Here is a 22,976-nt window from a genome sequence, read left to right as displayed (position 1 = left end):
GGCGCGGGGCGCGCCGGGGCCGTTACCTCGGTCCTACGGAAGACCGAACGACCGCGCGCCCCGGAGGACCCCACCATGCGCCCCACTGCCCGCCTGCTCACCGGAACCGCGCTGACGGTCGTCGCGCTCGGCGCGTTCGCCGCGCCGTCGGCGTACGCGAACAACGACGGACCCCAGACGCTGGAGATCTACCCCTCCTCCGCCTCGCCCGGCACGACCGTCACCGTGAACACCCTGGCGTGCGGCAAGAAGGGGCACGGCGTCGGCGACGCCAACTCGGTCGGCGCCGGGGAGTTCCAGCTGAGCCCGAGCACCCACAAGGAGGTCGTGGTCGGGCAGTTCACGCTCCCCCAGCACGCCCGGCCGGGCACCCACTGGATCGCGGTGGCCTGCGACAACGGCCGGACGGCCCGGGGCGAGCTGACCGTCAAGCACCGCGAGCCCAGCGGTCACGTGAAGACCGGTGTCGGCGGCAGCATCGGCCCCGACACCGCCCAGGTCACGGCAGGCGCGGCGGTGCTGGCCGCGGCTGCCGTCGGCGGTGTGTGGCTCATGCGGCGCCGGGCGAGCGGCGCCCAGGGCCACTGATCACACCGCCCGTCCCGCCCCCGCGCCGGCTCCCGCACACGGCCGGCCGGGGGCGGGACCTTCTTCTCCCCTCGACACCCGTGAGGAAGCGACGTGAGCAACAGGAGCAAGGGCTGGGGCATCGCGGTCGCCGCCTGCGCCGGCATCTGGCTCGTCCAGAACGGCTCGCAGGACGTCACCCCGCCCGTCCCCTCCGCCGCGCAGGCCTTCGCCGCCGGGCCGAGCGTGCACACCGACGCCGCCGCCGACCCGCTGCCCCCGTCCCCGCCGGTGCGGCTGCGCATCCCGGAGACGGACGTCGACGCCCCGATGACCCGGCTCGGCCTGGCCCCGAACGGCTCCCTGGAGGTCCCGCCGGCCGAGGACCGCAATCTGGCCGGCTGGTACGGGGACGGCGTCACGCCCGGCGCCGAGGGCACCGCGATCGTCGCCGGGCACGTCGACAACGCCGGCGGCCCCGCCGTCTTCTACACGCTCGGCGCCCTGAAGAAGGGGCACCGGATCGAGATCGACCGGGAGGACGGGAGGACCGCGGTCTTCACCGTCGACGCCGTCGAGGTCTATGCCAACGACGCCTTCCCCGACGAGAAGGTGTACGGCGCCACCGACCGCGCCGAGCTCCGGGTGATCACCTGCGGCGGCGGCTTCTCCGAGAAGAGCGGCGGCTACCAGGGGAACGTGGTGGCCTTCGGGCACCTCATCGGGGTGCGCTGAGCCGGTCTCACGCCCACTGGTCCCACCCGAGCTTCGCCACCATGGAGAGGACCACCACCAGGAGCACCCCGCGGACGAACCCCGAGCCCTTGCTGAGCGCCATCCGGGCGCCGACCATGCCGCCGGTCAGGTTGAAGGCGGCCATGAGGGCGGCCAGCTGCCAGTAGACGGTGCCCTGGTAGGCGAACATGGCGAGGGCGCCGGCGTTGGTGCAGACGTTGACGATCTTCGCGGTGGCGGAGGCCGTCACCAGGTCCAGGTGGAGGACGGCGGTCAGGGCCAGCACCAGGAAGGTGCCGGTGCCGGGCCCGAACAGGCCGTCGTAGAAGCCGATCCCGCCGCCGACGAGGACGATCGCGGTGACCACCCGGGCCCGGGTGAGGGGCGCCCCGTCCCCGCCCTCGGGCCGCGCGCCGAACGAGGGCCTCAGGATCACGAAGGCCGCCACCGCGACGAGCACCACGATGATCAGCGGCCGCAGGATCTCCTCGTCGACGGCGGTCGTGAAGAGCGCGCCGGCCGTCGAGCCCGCGAGGGCCGCGAGACCGACCCGCACCGCCGTCCGCACCGGCACCTTCGTCCTGCGGACGTAGGTGATCGCCGCGCCCGTCGTGCCCACGATCGCGACCGCCTTGTTGGTGCCGGTGACGTAGGGGTACGAGGCGTTCGGCAGCCCGATCAGCAGCGCCGGCAGGAGCAGCAGTCCGCCGCCCCCGACCACGGCGTCGATCCAGCCCGCGACGAGCGCGGCCAGGCAGAGCAGGACGAGGGTGCTGAGGGCGATGTCGGGCATGCCCGCGAGCCTAGGGACGGGATCGTTGCCCCGTCCATCGATCTCCTGATCATTGAGCAAGGTCTGAGCTTGTGTGCCCCGGCTCCCGGTCGGGCGCGGGCGGCGCGGCCGGGTCCACGCCGGTCAGCAGGGTCGCGGCGAGCGCCCCGGTGGCGGCGAGCACCACGGCGAGCCTGCGGCGCAGCCGCTCCTCGGTCGGCGGCTTCGGCCGCGCCCGGTGCCGGGCCGGAGCGGACCCGGGGACCGCGGTCGCGGGTCCGGGCGCGCCCGCGGACGGGAGGCCGCGGGGCACCGCAGGGGGGACGTCCGCGGGCGCGGTGCGGCGGGCGGCTCGGATCGCTGCTCGGGTCACGGGGCCTGCTCCTCGAAGTTCTCGGCGTGGATGCGGGAGGCCGGCACCCCGGCCCTGCGCAGGGAGGCGGTCGCGGCGCGCGCCATCGCGGGCGGCCCGCACAGGTAGACGTCGTGGGCGGCCAGGTCGGGGACGAGGGCCCGCAGCGCGCGGGGGGCGAGCGGGTCGTAGGAGCCGTCGGAGGGGCCGAGGAGGTAGTGCAGGGCGGCCTTCCGCTCCCGGGCGATGGCCTCCAGCTCGGCGCGCAGCACCAGGCCGCCCTCGTCGGAGGCGCGGTAGAGCAGGGTCATGTCGCCGGGTCCGCCGGGCATCGTCTCGAAGAGGGCCCGCAGCGGGGTGATGCCGACGCCGCCCGCGAGCAGCAGGACCTTGCGGCGGGTGCGGCGGTGGGCGGTGAACGCGCCGAAGGGGCCCGCGGCGAGGACGCGGGTGCCGGGGCGCAGCCGGCGGACCCGGCGGGTGTGGTCGCCGCGCACCTTCACGGTGATCCGCAGGGTGTCGTCACGGACCGGCGCGGAGAGCGAGAAGGGCAGCGCGGTGGCCCACAGGCCGCGGCTGAGGAAGCGCCACCGGAAGAACTGGCCGGGCTCGGCGCGCAGCCGGGCCACTCCCCTGCCCCGGACGAGGACGGAGACGACGCCGGGCGCCTCGTCGCGCACCTCGCTGACCCGCAGGTCGTGCCGGAGGGCCGCCCGGGCGGGCACCACGAGGCGGTACCAGACGAGGAGGACGGCGACGGTGGCGTGGGCCATCGACCAGAGCCAGCGGGTGAGCAGCCCGCCCGCGATGTCCGGTCCGGCGAGCTGGTGGACGAAGCCGAGGGCGGCGGCGAGCAGGGCGCCGAGGTGGACGGCGCGCCAGGTCTCGTGGCGGAGCCGGCCCCGGACGGCGCGGGCGGAGGTGATGCCGACGGCGGCGAGGAGGAGGGTGCCGGCGACGGCGGCGGCGATCGCCCCGTAGGAGAGGAGGTCGCCGGTGGCGGTGACGAGGTCGGTGCGGGTGTGGACGGCGTAGCCGCAGAGGGCGAGCACCGTGTGGGCGGCGATCAGGCCGAGGGTGTACCGGCCGCCGCGGGAGTGCCAGCGGGCCAGCCGGTCGGCGCCGACGCCGTGCTCGATCGCCGGGACCCGGGCCATCAGCAGGAGCAGGACGAGGACGCCGTATCCGGCGAGGAGGCCGGTGAGGTGGGCGCCGGTGGCGAAGAAGGCGTCGAGGCGGGCGGAGGGGCGGGCCTGCACGCCCCACAGCAGGGCGACGGCCCCGGCGCCGCCGAGGATGCCGTCCTGGAGCCGCCGGGGCGCGAGCCGCAGCACGGGAGCGGGCGCCGGGCCGGGCGCCGGGGCCGGCCGCGGCGGGGGTGCGGTGCGGGGCCCGGAGCCGTGGGGGGCGAGCGGCACGGGCACGGGGGTGTAGAGCGGGTGGTGGCGGGCCTCGGTGGTCACCTCCGTCACCCTAGGGCGGCCCGTATACGGGAACCGGGGTGCTTAAGCCGGGCTTGAGGCACGGCTGATCACGCCTTAACCCCGCGGGGTCCGGGCCGCCCTCACAGCCCGCCCGGTCCCCGTCGGAGATCAGCGTTCCGTACGGGAAACAGTCGGGATGCCACCGGGAAACACCGGCCGCGCACCCTTCCCGGTATGAGTACACGGATCGTGGTGGTCGGCGGCGGGACGGCGGGCCTCCGCCTCGCCCAGCGCCTGCCGGTCACCCTCCTCGGCGAGGAGCCGCACCTCCCGTACAACCGGGTGCTGCTGGCCGACGTCCTCGCCGGGCGGTACGCCCCCGAGGTGATCGCCCTGCCCGAGCCCCGCGAGCCGGTGCGCCGCGGGACGCGGGTGGTGCGCATCGACCGGGCGGCCCGCGCGGTGGAGTGCGCCGACGGGTCGCTGGTCGGCTACGACCGGCTGGTCCTGGCCACCGGCTCCAACCCGGTGCTGCCGCCGCTGCGCGGTCTGCGCGGGCCGGAGCTGCCCGAGGGCGTGCACTCCTTCCGCACCCTGGACGACTGCCTCGCCCTGCGGGCCGTGGTCCGGCCCGGCGTCCGGGCGGTCGTCGTCGGCGGCGGCCTCCTCGGGGTGTCGGCGGCGCGGGCGCTGGCCGCGCTCGGCGCGGAGGTGGTCCTCACCCAGCAGGGCGAGGACCTGATGGAGCGGCATCTGGACCCGCACGCCTCCGCGCTGCTGCGGGAGCACCTGGACGGGCTCGGCGTCGAGACGCACACCGAGTGCCGGGTGAGCGGTCTGCGGCAGCGGGACGGGGCGGTGACGGCGGTGGAACTCGCCGACGGCTTCGTCCTGGACGCCCAGGTCGTGGTCCTGGCCTGCGGGGTCCGCCCCCGGGTGGCGCTCGCCCGCGAGGCGGGGCTCGACGTCCGGACGGGGGTGGTCGTCGACGACGAGCTGCGCACCTCGGACCCCTGCATCCACGCGGTCGGCGACTGCGCCGAGCACGCCGGCCGGGTCTACGGCCTGGCGGGTCCGGCGCTGGAGCAGGCGGACGTCCTCGCGGACGTGCTCGCCGGCTCCGCCGGGTCCCGCTACACCGGCACCCGGGCGCTGACCCGGCTGACCCTCGGCGGAGCGCGGCCGCTCGACCTCGCGGCGTTCGGCGAGGCCACCCCGCGGCCGGGCGACGACGTCGTCCAGCTGACCGACGCGACCCGGGGCGCGTACCGCAAGGTCGTCGTCCGCGACAACCGGCTCGTCGGGGGCGTCCTCCTCGGCGACCTGGCCGCGGTCGGCGCGCTCGCCCGGGCCTGGGAGGGCGACGAAGCCCTTCCCGAGGCCCCCCTGCTGCACCTGCTCACCCACGACGGAGGCTCCTCATGACCACTCCCACCATCGTCCTGGTCGGCCACGGAATGGTCGGCCAGCGGTTCCTGGAGGCGCTCGCCGACCGGGGCGTCACCGAGCGGGCCAGGATCGTGGTCCTCTGCGAGGAGCCGCGTCCGGCGTACGACCGGGTCCAGCTGACCTCGTACTTCTCCGGGAAGACGCCCGACGACCTGTCGATGGTCGAGGACGGCTTCATGGAGCGGCACGGCATCGAGCTGCACACCGACGAGCCCGTCGTGGCGATCGACCGGGAGGCGCGGACGGTGACCGCCCGGTCGGGCCGGGTCGTCGCCTACGACCACCTGGTGCTGGCCACCGGCTCGTACCCCTTCGTGCCGCCGGTGCCCGGCAAGGACGCCGCCGGCTGCTTCGTCTACCGGACGATCGAGGACCTGCTGGCGATCGAGGAGTACGCCGGGACGGCGACGACCGGCGCGGTGGTCGGCGGCGGTCTGCTCGGCCTGGAGGCGGCGGGCGCGCTGAAGGGCCTCGGCCTGGACACGCACATCGTGGAGTTCGCGCCGCGGCTGATGCCGGTGCAGGTCGACGAGGGCGGCGGCGCGGCGCTGCTGCGGACGATCGAGCGGATGGGGCTGACCGTGCACACCGGCACGGGCACCCAGGAGGTGGTGACGGCCGACGGGTCCGTGACGGGCATGCGCCTGTCGGACGGTTCGGAACTCGCCGTCGACATGGTGGTGTTCTCGGCCGGTGTGCGCCCCCGGGACCAGCTGGCGCGGGAGTGCGGGCTGGACGTGGGCGAGCGCGGCGGCATCGCCGTGGACGAGCTGTGCCGCACCTCCGACCCCGCGGTCTTCGCGATCGGCGAGTGCGCGCTGGCCTCGGACGGGCGGGTCTACGGCCTGGTGGCGCCCGGGTACGAGATGGCGCTGACGGTGGCCTCGGTCCTCGCCGACGAGGCGGGCGAGGACACCGGCTTCACCGGTGCGGACCTGTCGACCAAGCTGAAGCTGCTCGGGGTGGACGTGGCCTCCTTCGGCGACGCCCACGGCACCGCCGAGGGCTGCCTGGACGTCGTCTACTCGGACTCCCGCGCCGGCGTCTACAAGAAGCTGGTGGTGGACCCGGAGGGCCGGCTGCTCGGCGGCGTGCTGGTGGGCGACGCCGAGTCGTACGGCCTGCTGCGCCCGCTGACCGGGACGAAGCCGCCGGTCTCCCCCGAGCAGCTGGTGCTGCCCGCGGGCGCGGGGGCGCCGGTGGCGCTCGGCCCGTCCGCGCTGCCGGACGACGCCGTCATCTGCTCCTGCCACAACGTGACGAAGCACGCGATCGGCCAGTGCGGCTCGCTGGCCGAGGTGAAGAAGTGCACCAAGGCCGGCACCGGCTGCGGCAGTTGCGTGAAGGTGATCGAGAAGCTGCTGCCGAAGGCGGCCGACCAGGGGCTCTGCGGCTGCTTCTCCTACACCCGCAGCGAGCTCTACGAGATCGCCCGCACCCTGCGGGCGACCTCCTTCGCCGCCCTGCTCGACTCGCACGGGCGGGAGACGGCGAAGGGCGGCGAGGGGTGCGAGGTGTGCAAGCCGACCGTCGGCTCGATCCTCGCCTCCCTCAACAACGGCTACATCCTCGACGGCGAGCAGGCCTCGCTCCAGGACACCAACGACCACCACCTGGCCAACCTCCAGCGCAACGGCTCCTATTCGGTGGTGCCGCGCATCCCCGGCGGCGAGATCACGCCGGAGAAGCTGATCGTGATCGGCGAGGTGGCCCGCGACTACGGCCTCTACACGAAGATCACCGGCGGTCAGCGGATCGACCTCTTCGGCGCCCGGGTCGACCAGCTCCCGGCCATCTGGACCCGGCTCGTGGACGCCGGCTTCGAGTCCGGGCACGCCTACGGCAAGGCGCTGCGCACGGTGAAGTCCTGCGTGGGGCAGACCTGGTGCCGGTACGGCGTGCAGGACTCGGTGAAGATGGCGATCCACCTGGAGCTGCGCTACCGGGGGCTGCGCGCCCCGCACAAGCTGAAGTCGGCGGTCTCCGGCTGCGCCCGCGAGTGCGCCGAGGCCCAGTCGAAGGACTTCGGCGTGATCGCGACGGCGAACGGCTGGAACCTGTACGTGGGCGGCAACGGCGGCGCGACCCCGCGCCACGCGGACCTGCTCGCGCAGGACCTGTCGGACGCCGAACTGATCCGGCTCATCGACCGGTTCCTAATGTTCTACATCCGGACGGCGGACCGCCTGGAGCGGACGTCGGTGTGGCTGGAGCGCCTGGAGGGCGGGCTCGACCACCTCCGGGACGTGATCGTGAAGGACTCGCTGGGCCTCTGCGACGAGCTGGAGGCGCTGATGGCGGCCCACGTCTCCGACTACCGGGACGAGTGGGCGCAGACCCTGGACGACCCGGAGCGGCTGCGGCGCTTCGTCTCCTTCGTGAACGCCCCGGAGACGCCCGACCCGACGGTGCGGTTCGTGCCGGAGCGGGACCAGATCAAGCCCGACCTCACGATCCTGACGATCGGCACCCTGGAAGGAGCCCTCTCCCGATGAAGACACCGACGACTCTCGAACTCTCCCCGACGCCCGACTCCTGGATGACGGTCTGCGACGCGGCCCGGCTGACCCCGGGCCGGGGGCTGGCGGCGCTGCTGCCGGACGGCCGGCAGGCGGCGGTGTTCCGGGACCGCGCGGGCCGGGCGTACGCGATCGACAACCGCGATCCGTTCACGGGGGCGCAGGTGCTGTCGCGGGGGCTGGTCGGCACGGCGGACGGGCGTCCGTTCGTTGCCTCGCCGCTCCTGAAGCAGCGCTTCGACCTGGAGACGGGGCGGTGCCTGGACGACGACGCGGTGGCGGTGGCGGTGTACGAGGTCCGCCTCTCCTCCTGAGGGATACTTGACCGATCGTTCCAGATCGGCGTACGGTCCCCTCGTGGCCAGGACCAAGGAATTCGACCCCGAGGCCGCGCTCCAGGCGGCACTCGACCTGTTCTGGGAGCGCGGCTATGAGGCGACGTCGATGGCGGACCTCGTGGAGCGCCTCGGGATCGGCCGGGCCAGCATCTACGCGACCTTCGGCAACAAGCACGAGCTCTACCTGAAGGCGCTGGAGCGCTACCTGGAGACCCGGGACCCGGGACTCGTCGAGGAGCTGTCCGCGCCCGGCCCGGCCCTGCCGGCCGTGCGGGCGCTGGTCCGCCGCTTCGCCGCGGAGGCGGCGGCGGAGGGCGAGCGCCTGAGGGGCTGCCTGGTCACCAACTCGGCGGCGGAACTGGCCCCGCGCGACCCGGTGGTGGCCCACCGGGTCGAGCTGAGCTGGGAGCAGATCGAGACCCTGCTGTACGCGTCGCTCACCCGGGCCCGCGCCCGGGGCGAGCTGCCGGAGGGGCGCGATCCGCGCACCCTCTCCCGGATGCTCCTGGTCCTGCTCCAGGGGATCCGGGTGGTCGGCAAGGCGTCGACGGACCCGGCCAGGGTCCGGGACGCGGCGGAGGAGGCCCTGCGGCTGCTGGACTGAGCGGCCACGGGGACGGGCGCCCTTCGGGGCGCCTTTTTCCGGGGGTGATTCTGGAATGTACGGTCAAGTACAGATGGGGGACGGCATGACGACGTACGGAAGGACCACGGCGACCGCGGCACCCGCCGCCCCGGCGGACCCCCGGGGCGTCCGCCGGGGGTTCGCGCTCCTCGGGACCGTGCAGGCGACGCTCATCTTCACGCTCGCCTCGCTCGCCGTCCCGCTCCCCCGGATCGGCGCCGCCTTCGGCCTCGACCGGAGCGGGCTGATCCTCCTCGGCGCCGCCTACGGACTCTCCTTCGCCGGGCTGCTGCTGCTCGGCGGACGGCTCGCCGACCGGTACGGCGCGCGCCGGGCGCTCACCGCGGGCCTGCTCCTCTTCGCCGCCGCCTCCGCCCTCGCTCCCTTCGCACCCGGGTACGGCACCCTGCTCGCGGCCCGCTTCGCCCAGGGCGCGGGCGCCGCGCTCGTCGCCCCCGCGGCGATGGGCGCGCTGCGCGCCCTCCACCCCGAACCGGCCGCCTACGGGCGGGCGATGGGCACCTGGGGCGGGCTCTCCGTCCTGGGCGCCACCGCCGGGAACCTGCTCTCCGGCGTCCTCACCGCCGCCCTCTCCTGGCGCGCCTCCTTCGCCGTGCCGGTCGCCGTCGCCGTCGCCGCGCTGCTCCTCGCGCCCCGGCTGCTGCCCGCCACCCCGCCCGGCGCCGAGCGCGCCCTGGACCTGCCGGGCGCGCTCCTCGCCACCGCCGGGATCGCCCTCGCCAGCACCGGACTGGTGCTGACCGACGCCCACCCGTGGGGCTCCGCGCCCGTCCTCGTACCGCTGCTCACCGGCCTCGCCCTGCTCGCCGTCTTCGCCCGCACCGAGCGGCGGACCGCCGACCCGCTGCTCCCGCCGGACTTCCTGCGCGACCGGCGACGGCTCCTCGGGCTCGCCGCGATCGCGCTCACCGCCGCCGGCACGGCCACCGTCTTCGTCCTGCTCTCGCTCTCCCTCCAGCACGGGCGCGGCTGGTCGGCGCTGCTCACCTCGGGCGCCTTCGTGCCCTTCGCCGCCGCGCTGCTCGGCGCGGGCCGCGCCGCCGGGCCGCTGCTCGCGCGGTTCGGGCCCGCCCGGGTCACCACCGCCGGACTGGGCACCGCCGCCGCCGGGCTCGCGCTGCTCGCGGCCGGCGCCGCGGACCCGGCCGCGCCCTACGCGTACGGGCTGCTGCCGGGGCTGCTCCTGCTGCCGGCCGGCGGGGCGCTCTCCTTCGCGGGCGCCGCCGTCCTCGCCACCGAGCGGGTGGGGGCCGACCGGGCCGGGCTCGCCGGCGGCGTCCTGAACACGGCGATGGAGCTCGGGCCGACCGTGCTCTTCGCCGCCCTGCTCACCCTCGGCGGCGACAGCGCGCCGCTCGCCGCGGCGGCCGCGCTCTTCGCCGGCCTCGCCCTCCTCACCGTCCGCCTCGCCACGTGACCCACGCCTCCAGGGGAGTTCCCATGACCGCACGTTTCACCGGCCGCGTCGTCCTCGTCACCGGCGCCGGCTCCGGCCTCGGCCGCGAGACCGCCCGCGCCTTCGCCGCCGAGGGCGGGCGGGTGGTCGTCGCCGGCCGCACCGCCGCGACCGTCGGGGAGACCGCCGCACTGATCCGGTCCGAGGGCGGCACCGCCACCGCCGTCACCGCCGACGTGACGGACCCGGAGTCCACCCGCGCGCTGGTCCGGCGGACGGTGGAGACCTACGGCGGACTCGACGTCGCCGTGAACAACGCGGGGATCTTCCGGGGCGGGCACAGCGCCGCCGACTTCCCGCTCGACGACTGGCGGGCGCTGCTCGACACCAACGTGACCGGCGTCCTGCACGCCCTCCAGGCCGAGGTCGCCCACATGCGGGCGCACGGCGGGGGCGCGATCGTCAACGTCTCGTCCAACCTGGGTCCGCACGTCCGCCTCCCCGGCCTCTTCGGCTACCAGGTCTCCAAGGCGGCCGTCTCGGCGCTCACCCGCGCCGCCGCCCTCGACCACATCGGCGACGGGGTCCGGATCAACGCGGTCAGCCCGGGCGCCGCCGAGTCCGCGATGTCGCTGCTGCCCGGCGAGACGGAGGCCGGGCGGGAGGTCCGGATGAAGGAGCAGTCGCCGCTCGGCCGGATCTCCTCGGCGGCGGAGGTGGCGGCGGCGGTGCTGTACCTCGCCTCGGACGCGGCGGGCTCGACCGTCGGCACCGACCTGGTGGTCGACGGCGGCGTCTCCGCCTGAGCCCGCCCACGAGGGCCCTCAGCCCTGCGTCGTGGCCGGGTCCATCCAGAAGACCTCCCAGTGGTGGCCGTCCGGGTCGGCGAAGGAGCGGCCGTACATGAAGCCCATGTCCATCGGCTCCTTCGCCGGCGCGCCGCCCGCCTCCAGGGCCCGGTCGGCCAGCTCGTCGGCCTTCTCGCGGCTCTCCGCGTTGAGCGTGAGCAGCACCTGGGTGGTGGCGGCGGCGTCGGCGACCTCCTTGCCGGGGGCGGTGAAGGTGGCGAACTTCTCCCCGGTGAGCAGCATGACGAAGATGGTGTCGCCGATCACCACACAGGCCGTGCTGTCGTCGCTGAACTGCGGGTTGATCGTGTACCCGAGCTTCTCGTAGAAGGCGCGGCTCGTGGCGAGGTCCTTCACGGGCAGGTTCACGAAGATCATCTGCGGGGCCATGGCGTGCTCTCTTCTCCGTCGTGCGGTGCTGTCGAGAGGTAAGACGGACCGGCCGGCCCGAACTCATCGCTCCGCCGGAGGATTCTTCCGGCTCAGGCCGCCGCGCGCAGGGTGAGCGCCGCCAGCGGGACGAAACCGCCGGTCCCGCCGGTCGCCGCCGCGGCCTCCGCTCCGGGGCCGCCGAGCCGCTTCAGCATCGAGACGGCGATCCGCTCCCCCGTCATCCTGGCCCGGTCCGCCAGCAGTCCCCGGTGGAGCCCGTCGACAGTGGCGTGCCAGAGCTGCACCCAGCGCCCGAAGTGGGCGGGGGTGAGCGGGCGGACGGAGTGCAGGGCGGCGTGCGGGGCGAAGGCGTCCCGCCCGTAGGGGGCGGTGCGGAAGAGGGCGCGCTCCCAGAAGTCGGTGATGCGCGGCAGGTGGACCTCCAGGTCCGTGCCGGCGACCTCGGTGAAGAACGGGCCGATGAGGGGGTCGGCGAAGGCCGCCGCGTAGAAGCGGCGCAGCAGCACGTCGAGGTCGTCGCGGCCGCCGATGTCGGTGAGCTCCCGGGTCTCGCGCATGCGTCCAGTCTGCCGGGCCGGGCCCGCCGCCCCCAGTGCCGAAGGTCCCGCCCCGCGGGCGGGCGCCCCGCCGTCCGCGCGGGGCTCACCCCCGCCGCCCCGTAGCCGCCCCCTCCCCGTCACCGGTTGTTGATGCCCAGTCAACTCCCGGCTCCTAGGTTCACTCTCCGCGCGGCCCCGCCGCTGACCGTGCGGCGGGCGGTCACCACACCCCTGGAGAGAAGACGTGGAGCGACGCAGTTTCCTGCGCGGAGCGGTCATCGGCACGTCGGCGGCCGCCTTCGGCGGCACCCTGATGCGGGGCGCCGCCTACGCGGCCCCCGCCCAGCCCGGCGCCGGGCCCTACGGGGCGCTCGGCGCGGCGGACGCGAACGGCATCCTGCTGCCGGCCGGCTTCACCAGCCGGATCGTCGCCCGCTCGGGACAGACCGTCCCCGGCACCTCGTACACCTGGCACAACGCCCCCGACGGCGGCGCCTGCTACGCCGACGGCACCGGGTGGATCTACGTCTCCAACTCGGAGATCAACCCGAGCGGCGGCGCGAGCGCCCTGAGGTTCGGCGCCACCGGCACCGTCACCGGCGCGTACCGGATCCTCTCGAACACCCGGCAGAACTGCGCCGGCGGCAAGACCCCGTGGAACACCTGGCTCTCCTGCGAGGAGGTCAGCCTCGGCTACGTCTACGAGACCGACCCCTACGGCGTGAACGCGGCGGTCCGCCGCGACGCCATGGGCCGCTTCAAGCACGAGGCGGCCGCCGCCGACCCGGTCCGCAAGGTCGTCTACCTGACCGAGGACGAGACCGACGGCTGCTTCTACCGCTTCGTCCCGTCCACCTGGGGCAACCTCTCCTCGGGCACCCTCCAGGTCCTCAAGGCCGGCACGGCCACCTCCGGCTCCTTCACCTGGCAGAACGTGCCGGACCCGGACGGCTCCCCGACCACCACCCGCAGCCAGGTCTCCGGCGCGAAGAAGTTCAGCGGCGGCGAGGGCTGCCACTACGCCGACGACAAGGTCTGGTTCACCACCAAGGGCGACAACCGCCTCTGGCAGCTGAACCTCACGAACAGCACCTACGAGCTCGCCTACGACGACTCGCTGGTGCCCGGCGGCGCCGCTCCGCTCACCGGCGTGGACAACGTCACCGGCGCCTCCTCCGGCGACCTCTACGTCGCCGAGGACGGCGGCAACATGGAGATCTGCCTGATCACGCCGGACGACACCGTCGCGCCCTTCCTGCGGATCACCGGCCAGTCCGGTTCCGAGATCACCGGACCGGCCTTCTCGCCCGACGGCACGCGGCTGTACTTCTCCAGCCAGCGCGGCACCTCGGGCAGCTCCTCGGGCGGCATCACCTACGAGGTGACCGGCCCGTTCCGCGCGTAACAGCGCTCCTCCCGCCGCTGGGTCCCGCCTCCCCCCAGGAGGGCGGCGCCCAGCGGCGTCAGCGTGTGCAGCACCGCGTTCCCGTGCCGGAGGGTGGCGATGAGACCGGCCTCGCGCAGCACGCCCGCGTGCTGGCTGGCGGAGGCGAGCGACACCCCGGCCCGCCGGGCCAGCTCGCTCGTCGTCCCGCCGTCCCCGATGGCCCGGAGGACCTCCGCCCGGGTCTGGCCGACCAGCTTCGCCAGCGAGGAGACCCGCGGCGGGCGGACCGTCGGCGCCTCCCCGTGGGTCACCGGGTAGACCAGCACCGGCGGCAGCGCCGGGTCGCGCAGCATCACCGGCGTCCCCCGGCAGAAGTACGACGGCTGGAGCAGCAGCCCCCGCCCGTCCAGGTGCACGTCCCGGTCGACCGGGTAGGCCGCCTCCAGGACCGGCGCCCGCCAGCTCAGCATCGGCGGCAGCGAGTCCAGCAGCTCCTCCGCACCGCCGTCCAGGACGGCCCGGCCGCGCCGGGCCCGGTCCGCCTCCACCCGGGCCCTGATGTGCGCCCAGTAGGGCTCCACGGCCGCCCGGTGGTAGCTCCGCAGCGCGCCCGTCAGCCGGTCGAAGGGCTCCGGGCCGCCGTCGGCGAGGGCCCGCAGCGAGTGCGGCACCGTGCGGCCGCCCGACCGGTCGGCGGCCAGCAGGGAGAGCTCCGAGCGGAGCCGGCCCGGAGCGGTCGCGCGGACCGCCTGGAGGCCGTCGTCGAGGCCGTGGAGTCCCTCCGCCGGGGTGAGGAAGTCGGGGAAATAGCCCCGGCTCGGGACGAGCGCGGCGAGCAGCCTGGTCTCCCCGCCGAGCCGCGCCCTCGTTTCCGTGCGCCACCCGCCGAACACCACGGGACCGCGCCGGTCCCTTAAACGGTGAAAGCTGAGAATCGTTTCCCACAGGACGTCAGGACGGGCGGCGATCCGCACCCCCACCAGATCGTCCGCGGTGAAATGAATACGAAGCATGAAGTCCCCACCTGTGCACTCGCAACCACCCCGCGATCGAGTATGCACACCATCACTGCACGTTACCAGGGTGTTTCAGCCACAGTTGAAAAGCATCGCGGCGAACAGGGCCCAACGGAAATGCTGTGCAGGTCGGGCAGGAAACCTTCAGGACCGAGGTGACGTGGTGAAGACCGTGGGGGGCTTTGCCCGTCCGGCGGCGGTCGGCGAGGGTTGCGGCTCACCTGCCCGACACGTGAAAAAGGGTGCGGCCCCCGGGTGGGGATCCGGGGGCCGCAGCCGAAACGGCCGCAAACACAGACGTTCAATTTCCAATAATTCAATGCGGACGTAATTGCGCATGAATCTGACGTGAAAACGACGGGACGGACACCTCCGCACAAGGTGTCCGTCCCGTCTCTTTCGGATCCGGGACCGCCGTCCGCCGGTGAGGGTACGGAAGGGATGACCGACGGCGGCCCCGGGGGCTTCGCGGGGCCCGCGGGCCCCTCGGGTCAGCGGCTGTCGCTGCCCTTCGCCTCGGCCGCCGCGCGGCCCGCCTCCAGGCGCGCCACCGGGATCCGGAACGGCGAGCAGGAGACGTAGTCGAGGCCGACCTCGTGGAAGAAGTGCACCGACTCCGGGTCGCCGCCGTGCTCGCCGCAGACGCCGAGCTTGATGTCGGGGCGGGTGGCCCGGCCGGCCTCGACCGCGGAGCGGACCAGCGCGCCGACGCCGTCCTTGTCGATGGTCTCGAAGGGGCTGACGCCGAAGATGCCCTTCTCCAGGTAGGCGGTGAAGAAGCTGGCCTCCACGTCGTCGCGGGAGAAGCCCCAGACCGTCTGGGTGAGGTCGTTGGTGCCGAAGGAGAAGAACTCGGCGGCCTCGGCGATCTGGCCGGCGGTGACGGCCGCGCGGGGCAGCTCGATCATGGTGCCGAGCGCCAGCTTCAGCTCCACGCCGGTCTCCGCCACGACCTCGGCGATGACCCGCTCGGCGTCCTCGCGGACGATCTCCAGCTCCTGGACGGTGCCGACGAGCGGGATCATGATCTCGACGCGCGGGTCGCCCTTGGCGTCGATCCGCTGCGCCGCGGCCTCGGCGATCGCCCGGACCTGCATGGTGAACAGGCCGGGGATGACCAGGCCGAGACGGACGCCGCGCAGACCCAGCATCGGGTTCTGCTCGTGCAGCCGGTGCACGGCCTGGAGCAGGCGCAGGTCGTTCTCGTGCGGCTCCTTGCGGGACTCGGCGAGGGCGACGCGCACCGACAGCTCGGTGATGTCGGGCAGGAACTCGTGGAGCGGCGGGTCGAGCAGGCGGACCGTGACCGGCAGGCCGTCCATGGCCTCGAAGAGCTCGACGAAGTCGGTCTTCTGGAGCGGCAGCAGGGCCTTGAGGGCCTCGTCGCGCTCGGCGTCGGTGTCGGCCAGGATCAGGCGCTCGACGTACTGGCGGCGCTCGCCGAGGAACATGTGCTCGGTGCGGCACAGGCCGATGCCCTGCGCGCCGAAGCGGCGGGCGCGGGAGGCGTCCTCGGCGTTGTCGGCGTTGGCGCGGACCCGCAGGCGGCGGACGCGGTCGGCGTAGGCCATGATCCGGTGGACGGCCTGGACCAGCTCGTCGGCGTCGTCGGCGCCGGCGTGCATGCGGCCCTCGAAGTACTCGACGACCGGGGACGGTACGACGGGTACCTCACCGAGGTAGACCTTGCCGGTGGAGCCGTCGATGGAGACGACGTCGCCCTCCTCGATGACCGCGCCGGAGGCGGTGGTCATGCGGCGGCGCTTGGTGTCGACCTCCAGCTCCTCGGCGCCGCAGACACAGGTCTTGCCCATGCCGCGGGCGACGACGGCGGCGTGCGAGGTCTTGCCGCCGCGCGAGGTCAGGATGCCCTCGGCGGCGATCATGCCGTCCAGGTCGTCCGGGTTGGTCTCGCGGCGGATCAGGATGACCTTCTCGCCGGAGCGGGACCACTTGACGGCCGTGTACGAGTCGAAGACGGCCTTGCCGACGGCCGCGCCCGGGGAGGCGGCGATGCCGCGCCCGATCTGCTCGACCTTCGCGTTCTCGTCGAACTTGGGGAACATCAGCTGGGCCAGCTGGGCGCCGTTGACGCGCTGGAGCGCCTCGGCCTCGTCGATCAGGCCCTGGTCCACCAGCTGGGTCGCGATGCGGAAGGCGGCACCGGCGGTGCGCTTGCCGACGCGGGTCTGGAGCATCCAGAGCTGACCGCGCTCGATGGTGAACTCGATGTCGCAGAGGTCCTTGTAGTGGGTCTCCAGCGTGTTCATGATCTGCATGAGCTGGTCGTACGACTTCTTGTCGATCGACTCGAGGTCGGCCAGCGGCACCGTGTTGCGGATGCCGGCGACGACGTCCTCGCCCTGCGCGTTCTGGAGGTAGTCGCCGTAGACGCCCTCGTGGCCGGAGGCGGGGTCGCGGGTGAAGGCGACGCCGGTGCCGGAGTCCGGGCCGAGGTTGCCGAAGACCATCGAGCAGACGTTGACGGCGGTGCCGAGGTCGCCCGGGATGCGCTCCTGGCGGCGGTACAGCTTGGCGCGGTCCGTGTTCCACGAGTTGAAGACGGCCTCGATGGCGAGGTCCATCTGCTCCCGCGCGTCCTGCGGGAAGTCGCGGCCGGTCTCGGCCTTCACGATCGCCTTGAAGTGCTCGACGACCCCGCGCAGGTCGGCGGCGTCCAGGTCGGTGTCGCTGGCGACCCGCTTGGCGGCCTTGGCCTCGTCGAGGGCGTCCTCGAAGAGCTCGCCCTCGACGCCGAGGACGGTCTTGCCGAACATCTGGATGAGCCGGCGGTACGAGTCCCACGCGAAGCGCTCGTTGTCCGCCTGGCGGGCGAGGCCGTTCACGGACTCGTCGGAGAGGCCGATGTTGAGGACCGTGTCCATCATGCCCGGCATGGAGAACTTGGCGCCCGAGCGGACCGAGACGAGAAGCGGGTCGTCGGCCTGGCCGAGCTTCTTGCCCATCTGCCGCTCCAGGGCGTCGAGGTGGGCCGAGACCTCGTCGCGGAGGGCGGCGGGCTCCGAACCGGACTCGAGGTAGACCTTGCACGCCTCGGTGGTGATCGTGAAGCCCGGGGGGACCGGCAGACCGAGGTTGGTCATCTCGGCGAGGTTGGCCCCCTTGCCACCGAGCAGGTCCTTCAGGTCCCTGTTGCCCTCGGTGAAGTCGTACACGAACTTCTGATCATTGTTTTCCGACACGGGTCTCGACTCCTCGACGACTCGGTTGGCTGCCCTGACGGCGAGGAACATACCCAGATCGAAGGCTTCTGGGGAGGTACGCCTACCGGTCACACGGTCTTAACCACCCGTCCGCCCCCACTTCGAAAGTTACCGAGGTGAAGCTTCCGCTTTCACGCCCCGAAGCCCGCTTGACCCAATCCAGGGACGATCCGCTCACATGAGCAGCCTTCCCGCCCATTTGCGTTCAACTCTTGAACGCAAAAAGGGTGGCACCCAGTGCCACCCTTCAAGCGGTGCAGCCTTCGTAACCTGCTCATCTGAGCGGCGCCCACCTCAAGGGTGGCGAGGATCACTCCCCCGGAAGGCCGAAAATCTCAGCCCCCGGACGTGTCCAGCTCGGCGTCCTCGCTCACTCCGGCGCAGTCGTAGGGGTCCTTCAGCCAGCCGTCGGGCAGGACGACACGGTTGTTTCCGGACGTACGGCCCCGGGGGCCGTCCGCGCCCACCGGCCACGGCTGGTCCAGGTCCAGCTCGCTCAACTGAGCGCGCAGCGCCTCCAGGGACGAGGTGACCGCCAGCTTCTTCCGCATCTCCGAACCGACCGAGAAGCCCTTCAGGTACCAGGCCACGTGCTTGCGGAAGTCGACGACGCCCCGCTGCTCGTCGCCCAGCCACTCCCCCAGCAGCGTCGCGTGCCGCACCATCACGTCCGCGACCTCGCGCAGCGGCGGCGTCCGGTACCCCCCGGTGCCCTCCAGGCCCGCCACCAGGTCCGCGAAGAGCCACGGCCGGCCCAGGCAGCCGCGCCCCACGACCACGCCGTCGCAGCCGGTCTCGCGCATCATCCGCACGGCGTCGTCGGCCGACCAGATGTCGCCGTTGCCCAGCACCGGGATCTCCGGCACGTGCTCCTTGAGCCGCGCGATCGCGTCCCAGTCGGCCGTGCCGCCGTAGTGCTGCGCCGCCGTCCGCCCGTGCAGGGCGATCGCCGTCACGCCCTCCTCGACCGCGATCCGGCCCGCGTCCAGGTAGGTGATGTGGTCGTCGTCGATGCCCTTGCGCATCTTCATGGTGACCGGCAGGTCCCCGGCGTTCGTCACCGCCTCGTGCAGGATCGCCCGCAGCAGCGGCCGCTTGTACGGCAGCGCCGAGCCGCCGCCCTTGCGGGTGACCTTCGGCACCGGGCAGCCGAAGTTCAGGTCGATGTGGTCCGCGAGGTCCTCGTCGACGATCATCCGCACCGCCTTGCCGACGGTGACCGGGTCCACCCCGTAGAGCTGGATCGACCGCGGCTGCTCCGTCGCGTCGAAGCGGATGAGCTGCATCGTCTTCTCGTTGCGCTCCACCAGCGCCCGCGTCGTGATCATCTCGCTCACGAAGAGGCCCTTGCCTCCGCTGAACTCGCGGCAGAGGGTGCGGAAGGGGGCGTTGGTGATGCCGGCCATGGGCGCGAGCACCACCGGCGGCTGCACGACGTGCGGGCCGATGGAGAGGGGGGAGAACGCGGTCATGGCCCCATTGTCCCGCACCGCGCCGCACCGCCCGGGGGACGGCCCGGCGATCCGCCCCCGCCCGCCCCGGGAGCCGGGCACGGCCGGGCCTCCCCACCGGTGCCGGCCACCGGGTCCGGCGGCCGGCGGCGACGGCCGGACCCGTGGCGGGCCCGCCTCCGGACCCGGTGGCACAGGGTGCCGCGACGGTGCCGCCGCGGGTGCCCGTGACGCTTCACTCCTCGACGGCGGGCGCCCGGCACGCGCGGGCGGCGGGCAGGGCGGGGACGGCGGAGGGCCGGGCGAGGGCGGCGGAGGGCCGGGCGGGGACGGCGGGGGGCCCGGTCCGCGGCTGCGGACCGGGCCCCCGGCATCGGCGACTACTCGGTGGCGGGGTCCTGGTTGCGCTCGCGCATCTTCTTCAGGAGGTCCTGCTTGCGCTCCTCCGCGGACAGGCGGTCGGCGGTGCGGCCCTGGCCGGCGCCGTGCTGTTCGGCGCGGGACAGCTTCTTGCGCTGTCCGCCGACGCCGAGGAGGTTGTTGCGGCTCTTCGCCATGGGGTTCTCCCCTTCGATGAGGTGGGCGGTGGTCGGTGGATCGGCCTGCGCGCCGCTCTCACTCGTAGATCGGGAGGTGAGCAAACATGCCCGCACCGTACCGACGCGGCCCCGGACGGCGCATCCGGTTTTCCGGCCGCCCGCCGCCGGCGCCGCCCTCCCCGTCCTCGTCACCGCCACCGCCATCACCCATTGAATGACAAATATTGAAATCTGTCATCGGTCATGTCATGGTTGAAGGGCACCCCCACCCCTCCTCCCCTCAGGAGACCGCCATGCTTCCCACCCGCTCCCTCGGCACCACCGGTCCCGCCGTCTCCGCCCTCGGGCTCGGCTGCATGGGCATGTCCGCGCTCTACGGCGAGGCCGACCGGGCCGAATCGGTCGCGACGATCCACGCGGCCCTGGAGGCCGGCGTGACCCTCCTCGACACCGGCGACTTCTACGGCATGGGGCACAACGAGCTGCTCATCGCCGAGGCGCTGCGGACCGCGCCCGCCGCCCGCCGCGAGCAGGCGCTGACCAGCGTGAAGTTCGGCGCGCTGCGGACCGTCGAAGGCGGCTTCACCGGATACGACGGCCGGCCGGCGGCGGTGAAGAACTTCGCCGCGTACTCGCTCCAGCGGCTCGGCACCGGCCACATCGACGTCTACCGGATCGCCCGCGTCGACCCCGACGTGCCGATCGAGGAGACCGTCGGCGCCATCGCCGAGCTGGTCGAGGCCGGACACGTCCGGCACATCGGCCTCTCCGAGGTCGGCGCGGACACCCTGCGCCGGGCCGCCGCCGTCGCCCCGATCGCGGACCTCCAGATCGAGTACTCGCTGGTCTCCCGGGGCATCGAGGAGAAGATCCTGCCGGCCGCCCGCGAGCTGGGCGTCGGCGTCACCGCGTACGGCGTCCTCTCCCGCGGCCTGATCAGCGGCCACTTCACCCGCGACCGGGCGCTCGCCCCCGGCGACTTCCGCGGCATGAGCCCCCGCTTCCAGGGCGAGAACCTGCACCGCAACCTCGACCTCGTCGACCGGCTGCGGGCCGTCGCCGAGGCCAAGGGCGTCTCGGTGGCACAGGCCGCGATCGCCTGGGTCCTGGCGCAGGGCGACGACATCGTGCCGCTGGTCGGCGCGCGCACCCGGGCCCGGCTCGCCGAGGCGCTCGGCTCCCTGGAGGTCGTGCTCGACCCGGCCGACCTGGCCGCGATCGAGGCGGCCGTCCCGGCGGGCGCCGCCGCGGGCGACCGCTACCCGGCCGCGCAGATGGCCCACCTGGACAGCGAGCACTGACGGGTACTGTCGGGTCCATGGCCGCCACCGAAACCCTCACCGCCGAGCGCATCCTCGAAGCGACCGAGGAGGTGCTGCGGCGGTACGGGCCCGCGAAGGCGACCGTCGTGGACGTGGCCCGGGTCCTCGGCGTGAGCCACGGCAGCGTCTACCGCCACTTCCGCACCAAGGCGGCGCTGCGCGAGGCGGTCACCGAGCGCTGGCTGGAGCGGAACGTCGTCGAGCTCCGCCCGTACGCCGAGGGCCGGGGGCCCGCCGACGAGCGGCTGGGCGGCTGGCTGCGCCACCTCTTCGCGATGAAGCGGCAGAAGGCGGGCGGCGACCCCGAGCTGATGGCGACGTACATGGTCCTCATCGGTGAGAACAGCGCGGTCGTCGACCGCCACGTGGACCACCTGGTGGAGCAGATCGCCGCCATCGTCGCGGACGGGATCCGGGACGGGGCCTTCGCCGCCGCGGACCCCGACGTCGCCACCACCGCCCGGGCCGTCTTCGACGCCACCGACCGCTTCCACGACCCGGCCCACGCCGCCGACTGGTCCGCCCCGGGCATCGAGCCGGCCTTCGAGGCCGTCCTCTCCCTCGTCCTGAGGGCGCTGCGCCGGGCCTGAGCCGCCGCGCGCACGGGAAAGCCCCCGGTCCGGAACCCGGACCGGGGGCTTCGCGGCGCGCCGGGCGCCGCCGGGGTCAGGCGCCGATCAGGCGGCTGGCCAGGTAGCCCTGGATCTGGTCGAGGGAGACGCGCTCCTGCTTCATGGTGTCGCGCTCGCGCACGGTCACCGCGTTGTCCTCGAGGGTGTCGAAGTCGACGGTGATGCAGAACGGGGTGCCGATCTCGTCCTGACGGCGGTAGCGGCGGCCGATGGCGCCGGCGTCGTCGAAGTCGATGTTCCAGTTCTGCCGCAGGTCCGCCGCGAGGCCCTTGGCCTTCGGGGAGAGCTGCGCGTTGCGGGAGAGCGGCAGGACGGCGGCCTTGACCGGGGCCAGGCGGTGGTCGAGGCGCAGCACGACGCGCTTCTCCATGACGCCCTTGGCGTTGGGGGCCTCGTCCTCGGTGTAGGCGTCGAGCAGGAAGGCGAGCATCGTGCGGCCGACACCGGCGGCGGGCTCGATGACGTACGGCGTGTAGCGCTCGCCCGTCTCCTGGTTGAGGTAGGTCAGGTTGGCGCCCGAGGCCTTGGAGTGGGCGCTCAGGTCGTAGTCGGTGCGGTTGGCGACGCCCTCCAGCTCGCCCCACTCGCTGCCGCCGAAGGAGAAGCGGTACTCGATGTCGGCGGTGCGCTTCGAGTAGTGGGAGAGCTTCTCCTGCGGGTGCTCGAACCAGCGCATGTTCTCCTCGCGCAGGCCCAGGCCGGTGTACCAGTTCCAGCGCTGCTGCATCCAGTACTCCTGCCACTCCTCGTCCTCGCCCGGCTTGACGAAGAACTCCATCTCCATCTGCTCGAACTCGCGGGTCCGGAAGATGAAGTTGCCCGGAGTGATCTCGTTCCGGAAGGACTTGCCCATCTGCGCGATGCCGAACGGGGGCTTCTTGCGCGAGGTCTGCTGGACCTGGGCGAAGTTGGTGAAGATGCCCTGCGCGGTCTCCGGGCGCAGGTAGGCGACGGAGCCGCTGTCCTGGGTCGGGCCGAGGTGGGTGGCGAGGAGGCCGGAGAAGTTCTTCGGCTCGGTGAAGGTGCCCTTGTTGCCGCAGTTGGGGCAGTTGAGGTCGGCGAGGCCGTTCTCGGGGAGGCGGCCGTGCTTCTCCTCGTACGCCTCCTCCAGGTGGTCCGCGCGGAAGCGCTTGTGGCAGGAGGTGCACTCGGTCAGCGGGTCGGTGAAGGTGGCGACGTGACCGGACGCCTCCCAGACCTCGGTCGCCAGGATGACCGACGAGTCGATGCCGACGACGTCCTCGCGCGCGGTGACCATGTAACGCCACCACTGGCGCTTGATGTTCTCCTTGAGTTCGACACCCAGCGGTCCGTAGTCCCAGGCGGCACGCTGACCGCCGTAGATCTCGCTGCACGGGTAGACGAAGCCACGGCGCTTGCTCAGGCTGACGATGGTGTCGATCTTGTCGGCGGCCACGGTGCTCTCT

The 22,976-nt window shown here is 73.5% G+C and carries 21 protein-coding genes; 11 read left to right on the top strand and 10 right to left on the bottom strand.

Going from position 1 to position 22,976, the window contains the following annotated elements:
* Positions 1-75 precede the first annotated feature (75 nt).
* Together IE287_RS05475 and IE287_RS05470 are read left to right on the top strand one after the other, a co-directional pair.
* Entirely contained in the window at positions 76-588 is a 513-nt protein-coding gene (locus IE287_RS05475; RefSeq protein ID WP_189847709.1) for a GVDTG sorting domain-containing protein, read from the top strand.
* Between the two features lie 93 nt (positions 589-681).
* Positions 682-1,302 (top strand): class F sortase, encoded by a 621-nt coding sequence (locus IE287_RS05470; RefSeq protein WP_189847708.1) that lies wholly within the window; start codon positions 682-684, stop codon positions 1,300-1,302.
* 7 nt (positions 1,303-1,309) lie between these two features.
* Here IE287_RS05470 and IE287_RS05465 read toward each other — a convergent pair whose 3' ends face one another.
* The 3 genes from IE287_RS05465 to IE287_RS05455 are packed head-to-tail and all read right to left on the bottom strand — an operon-like array spanning position 1,310 to position 3,724.
* On the bottom strand, positions 1,310-2,095 hold the full coding sequence (locus IE287_RS05465; RefSeq protein ID WP_189847707.1) for a sulfite exporter TauE/SafE family protein: 786 nt from the start codon (positions 2,093-2,095) through the stop codon (positions 1,310-1,312).
* A gap of 49 nt (positions 2,096-2,144) precedes the next feature.
* Entirely contained in the window at positions 2,145-2,447 is a 303-nt protein-coding gene (locus IE287_RS05460; protein ID WP_189847706.1) for a hypothetical protein, read from the bottom strand.
* Positions 2,444-3,724: a ferredoxin reductase family protein gene (locus IE287_RS05455; protein ID WP_189847775.1), complete on the bottom strand. Its 1,281-nt coding sequence runs from the start codon at positions 3,722-3,724 to the stop codon at positions 2,444-2,446. The genes IE287_RS05460 and IE287_RS05455 overlap by 4 nt, the downstream gene beginning before the upstream one ends.
* Positions 3,725-4,084: 360 nt before the next feature.
* On the opposite strand from IE287_RS05455, the gene IE287_RS05450 reads away from it, so the two are divergent.
* The 6 genes from IE287_RS05450 to IE287_RS05425 all read left to right on the top strand — a co-directional run bounded on the left by IE287_RS05450 (position 4,085) and on the right by IE287_RS05425 (position 11,004).
* Positions 4,085-5,275, top strand: coding sequence for an NAD(P)/FAD-dependent oxidoreductase (locus tag IE287_RS05450; protein ID WP_189847705.1), 1,191 nt, complete (start codon positions 4,085-4,087; stop codon positions 5,273-5,275).
* Positions 5,272-7,794: a nitrite reductase large subunit NirB gene (nirB, locus tag IE287_RS05445; protein WP_189847704.1), complete on the top strand. Its 2,523-nt coding sequence runs from the start codon at positions 5,272-5,274 to the stop codon at positions 7,792-7,794. The genes IE287_RS05450 and nirB overlap by 4 nt, the downstream gene beginning before the upstream one ends.
* Positions 7,791-8,132 carry a nitrite reductase small subunit NirD gene (gene nirD / locus IE287_RS05440; protein WP_189847703.1) on the top strand — a complete coding sequence of 114 codons (342 nt, stop codon included), beginning with the start codon at positions 7,791-7,793 and terminating at the stop codon, positions 8,130-8,132. Before nirB ends, nirD begins: the two co-directional genes overlap by 4 nt.
* 43 nt (positions 8,133-8,175) lie before the next feature.
* Positions 8,176-8,760 carry a TetR/AcrR family transcriptional regulator gene (locus tag IE287_RS05435; RefSeq protein ID WP_189847702.1) on the top strand — a complete coding sequence of 195 codons (585 nt, stop codon included), beginning with the start codon at positions 8,176-8,178 and terminating at the stop codon, positions 8,758-8,760.
* Between the two features lie 85 nt (positions 8,761-8,845).
* A complete protein-coding gene (locus tag IE287_RS05430; RefSeq protein ID WP_229883282.1) occupies positions 8,846-10,219 on the top strand; it encodes an MFS transporter in 1,374 nt (457 codons plus the stop codon).
* Positions 10,220-10,242: 23 nt separating this feature from the next.
* Complete coding sequence (locus IE287_RS05425; RefSeq protein WP_189847700.1) at positions 10,243-11,004, top strand: SDR family NAD(P)-dependent oxidoreductase; 762 nt, start codon at positions 10,243-10,245, stop codon at positions 11,002-11,004.
* Positions 11,005-11,022: 18 nt separating this feature from the next.
* On the opposite strand, the gene IE287_RS05420 is transcribed toward IE287_RS05425, so the two are convergent.
* Together IE287_RS05420 and IE287_RS05415 are read right to left on the bottom strand one after the other, a co-directional pair.
* Entirely contained in the window at positions 11,023-11,436 is a 414-nt protein-coding gene (locus IE287_RS05420; RefSeq protein WP_189847699.1) for a VOC family protein, read from the bottom strand.
* Between the two features lie 92 nt (positions 11,437-11,528).
* On the bottom strand, positions 11,529-11,996 hold the full coding sequence (locus IE287_RS05415) for a group III truncated hemoglobin (protein WP_189847698.1): 468 nt from the start codon (positions 11,994-11,996) through the stop codon (positions 11,529-11,531).
* 226 nt (positions 11,997-12,222) lie between these two features.
* Here IE287_RS05415 and IE287_RS05410 point away from each other — a divergent pair, with 226 nt between their 5' ends.
* A complete protein-coding gene (locus IE287_RS05410; RefSeq protein WP_189847697.1) occupies positions 12,223-13,383 on the top strand; it encodes an alkaline phosphatase PhoX in 1,161 nt (386 codons plus the stop codon).
* Here IE287_RS05410 and IE287_RS05405 read toward each other — a convergent pair.
* From IE287_RS05405 to IE287_RS05390, 4 genes are all read right to left on the bottom strand, one after another.
* The gene (locus tag IE287_RS05405) at positions 13,353-14,378 is read right to left on the bottom strand and encodes an ArsR/SmtB family transcription factor (protein WP_189847696.1); all 1,026 of its coding nucleotides are present in this window, start codon (positions 14,376-14,378) and stop codon (positions 13,353-13,355) included. The two genes, IE287_RS05410 and IE287_RS05405, sit on opposite strands and share 31 nt — an antisense overlap.
* A gap of 494 nt (positions 14,379-14,872) precedes the next feature.
* The gene (ppdK, locus tag IE287_RS05400) at positions 14,873-17,584 is read right to left on the bottom strand and encodes a pyruvate, phosphate dikinase (protein ID WP_189847695.1); all 2,712 of its coding nucleotides are present in this window, start codon (positions 17,582-17,584) and stop codon (positions 14,873-14,875) included.
* 356 nt (positions 17,585-17,940) lie between these two features.
* Entirely contained in the window at positions 17,941-19,077 is a 1,137-nt protein-coding gene (dusB, locus tag IE287_RS05395) for a tRNA dihydrouridine synthase DusB (RefSeq protein ID WP_189847694.1), read from the bottom strand.
* Between the two features lie 359 nt (positions 19,078-19,436).
* On the bottom strand, positions 19,437-19,613 hold the full coding sequence (locus IE287_RS05390; protein ID WP_189847693.1) for a DUF6243 family protein: 177 nt from the start codon (positions 19,611-19,613) through the stop codon (positions 19,437-19,439).
* A 275-nt stretch (positions 19,614-19,888) separates the two neighbouring features.
* On the opposite strand from IE287_RS05390, the gene IE287_RS05385 reads away from it, so the two are divergent.
* Together IE287_RS05385 and IE287_RS05380 are read left to right on the top strand one after the other, a co-directional pair.
* On the top strand, positions 19,889-20,896 hold the full coding sequence (locus tag IE287_RS05385) for an aldo/keto reductase (RefSeq protein ID WP_189847692.1): 1,008 nt from the start codon (positions 19,889-19,891) through the stop codon (positions 20,894-20,896).
* A 17-nt stretch (positions 20,897-20,913) separates the two neighbouring features.
* Positions 20,914-21,507 (top strand): TetR/AcrR family transcriptional regulator, encoded by a 594-nt coding sequence (locus tag IE287_RS05380; protein WP_189847691.1) that lies wholly within the window; start codon positions 20,914-20,916, stop codon positions 21,505-21,507.
* Positions 21,508-21,583: 76 nt separating this feature from the next.
* Here IE287_RS05380 and IE287_RS05375 read toward each other — a convergent pair whose 3' ends face one another.
* Positions 21,584-22,966 (bottom strand): glycine--tRNA ligase, encoded by a 1,383-nt coding sequence (locus IE287_RS05375; protein ID WP_189847690.1) that lies wholly within the window; start codon positions 22,964-22,966, stop codon positions 21,584-21,586.
* Between the last annotated feature and the right edge of the window lie 10 nt (positions 22,967-22,976).

The sequence above is a fragment of the Streptomyces omiyaensis genome (assembly GCF_014650895.1).
Classification (GTDB): Bacteria; Actinomycetota; Actinomycetes; order Streptomycetales; family Streptomycetaceae; genus Streptomyces; species Streptomyces omiyaensis.
Note: the sequence above shows the minus strand (reverse complement) of the source record. Positions and strands in the feature narration are given on the sequence as shown.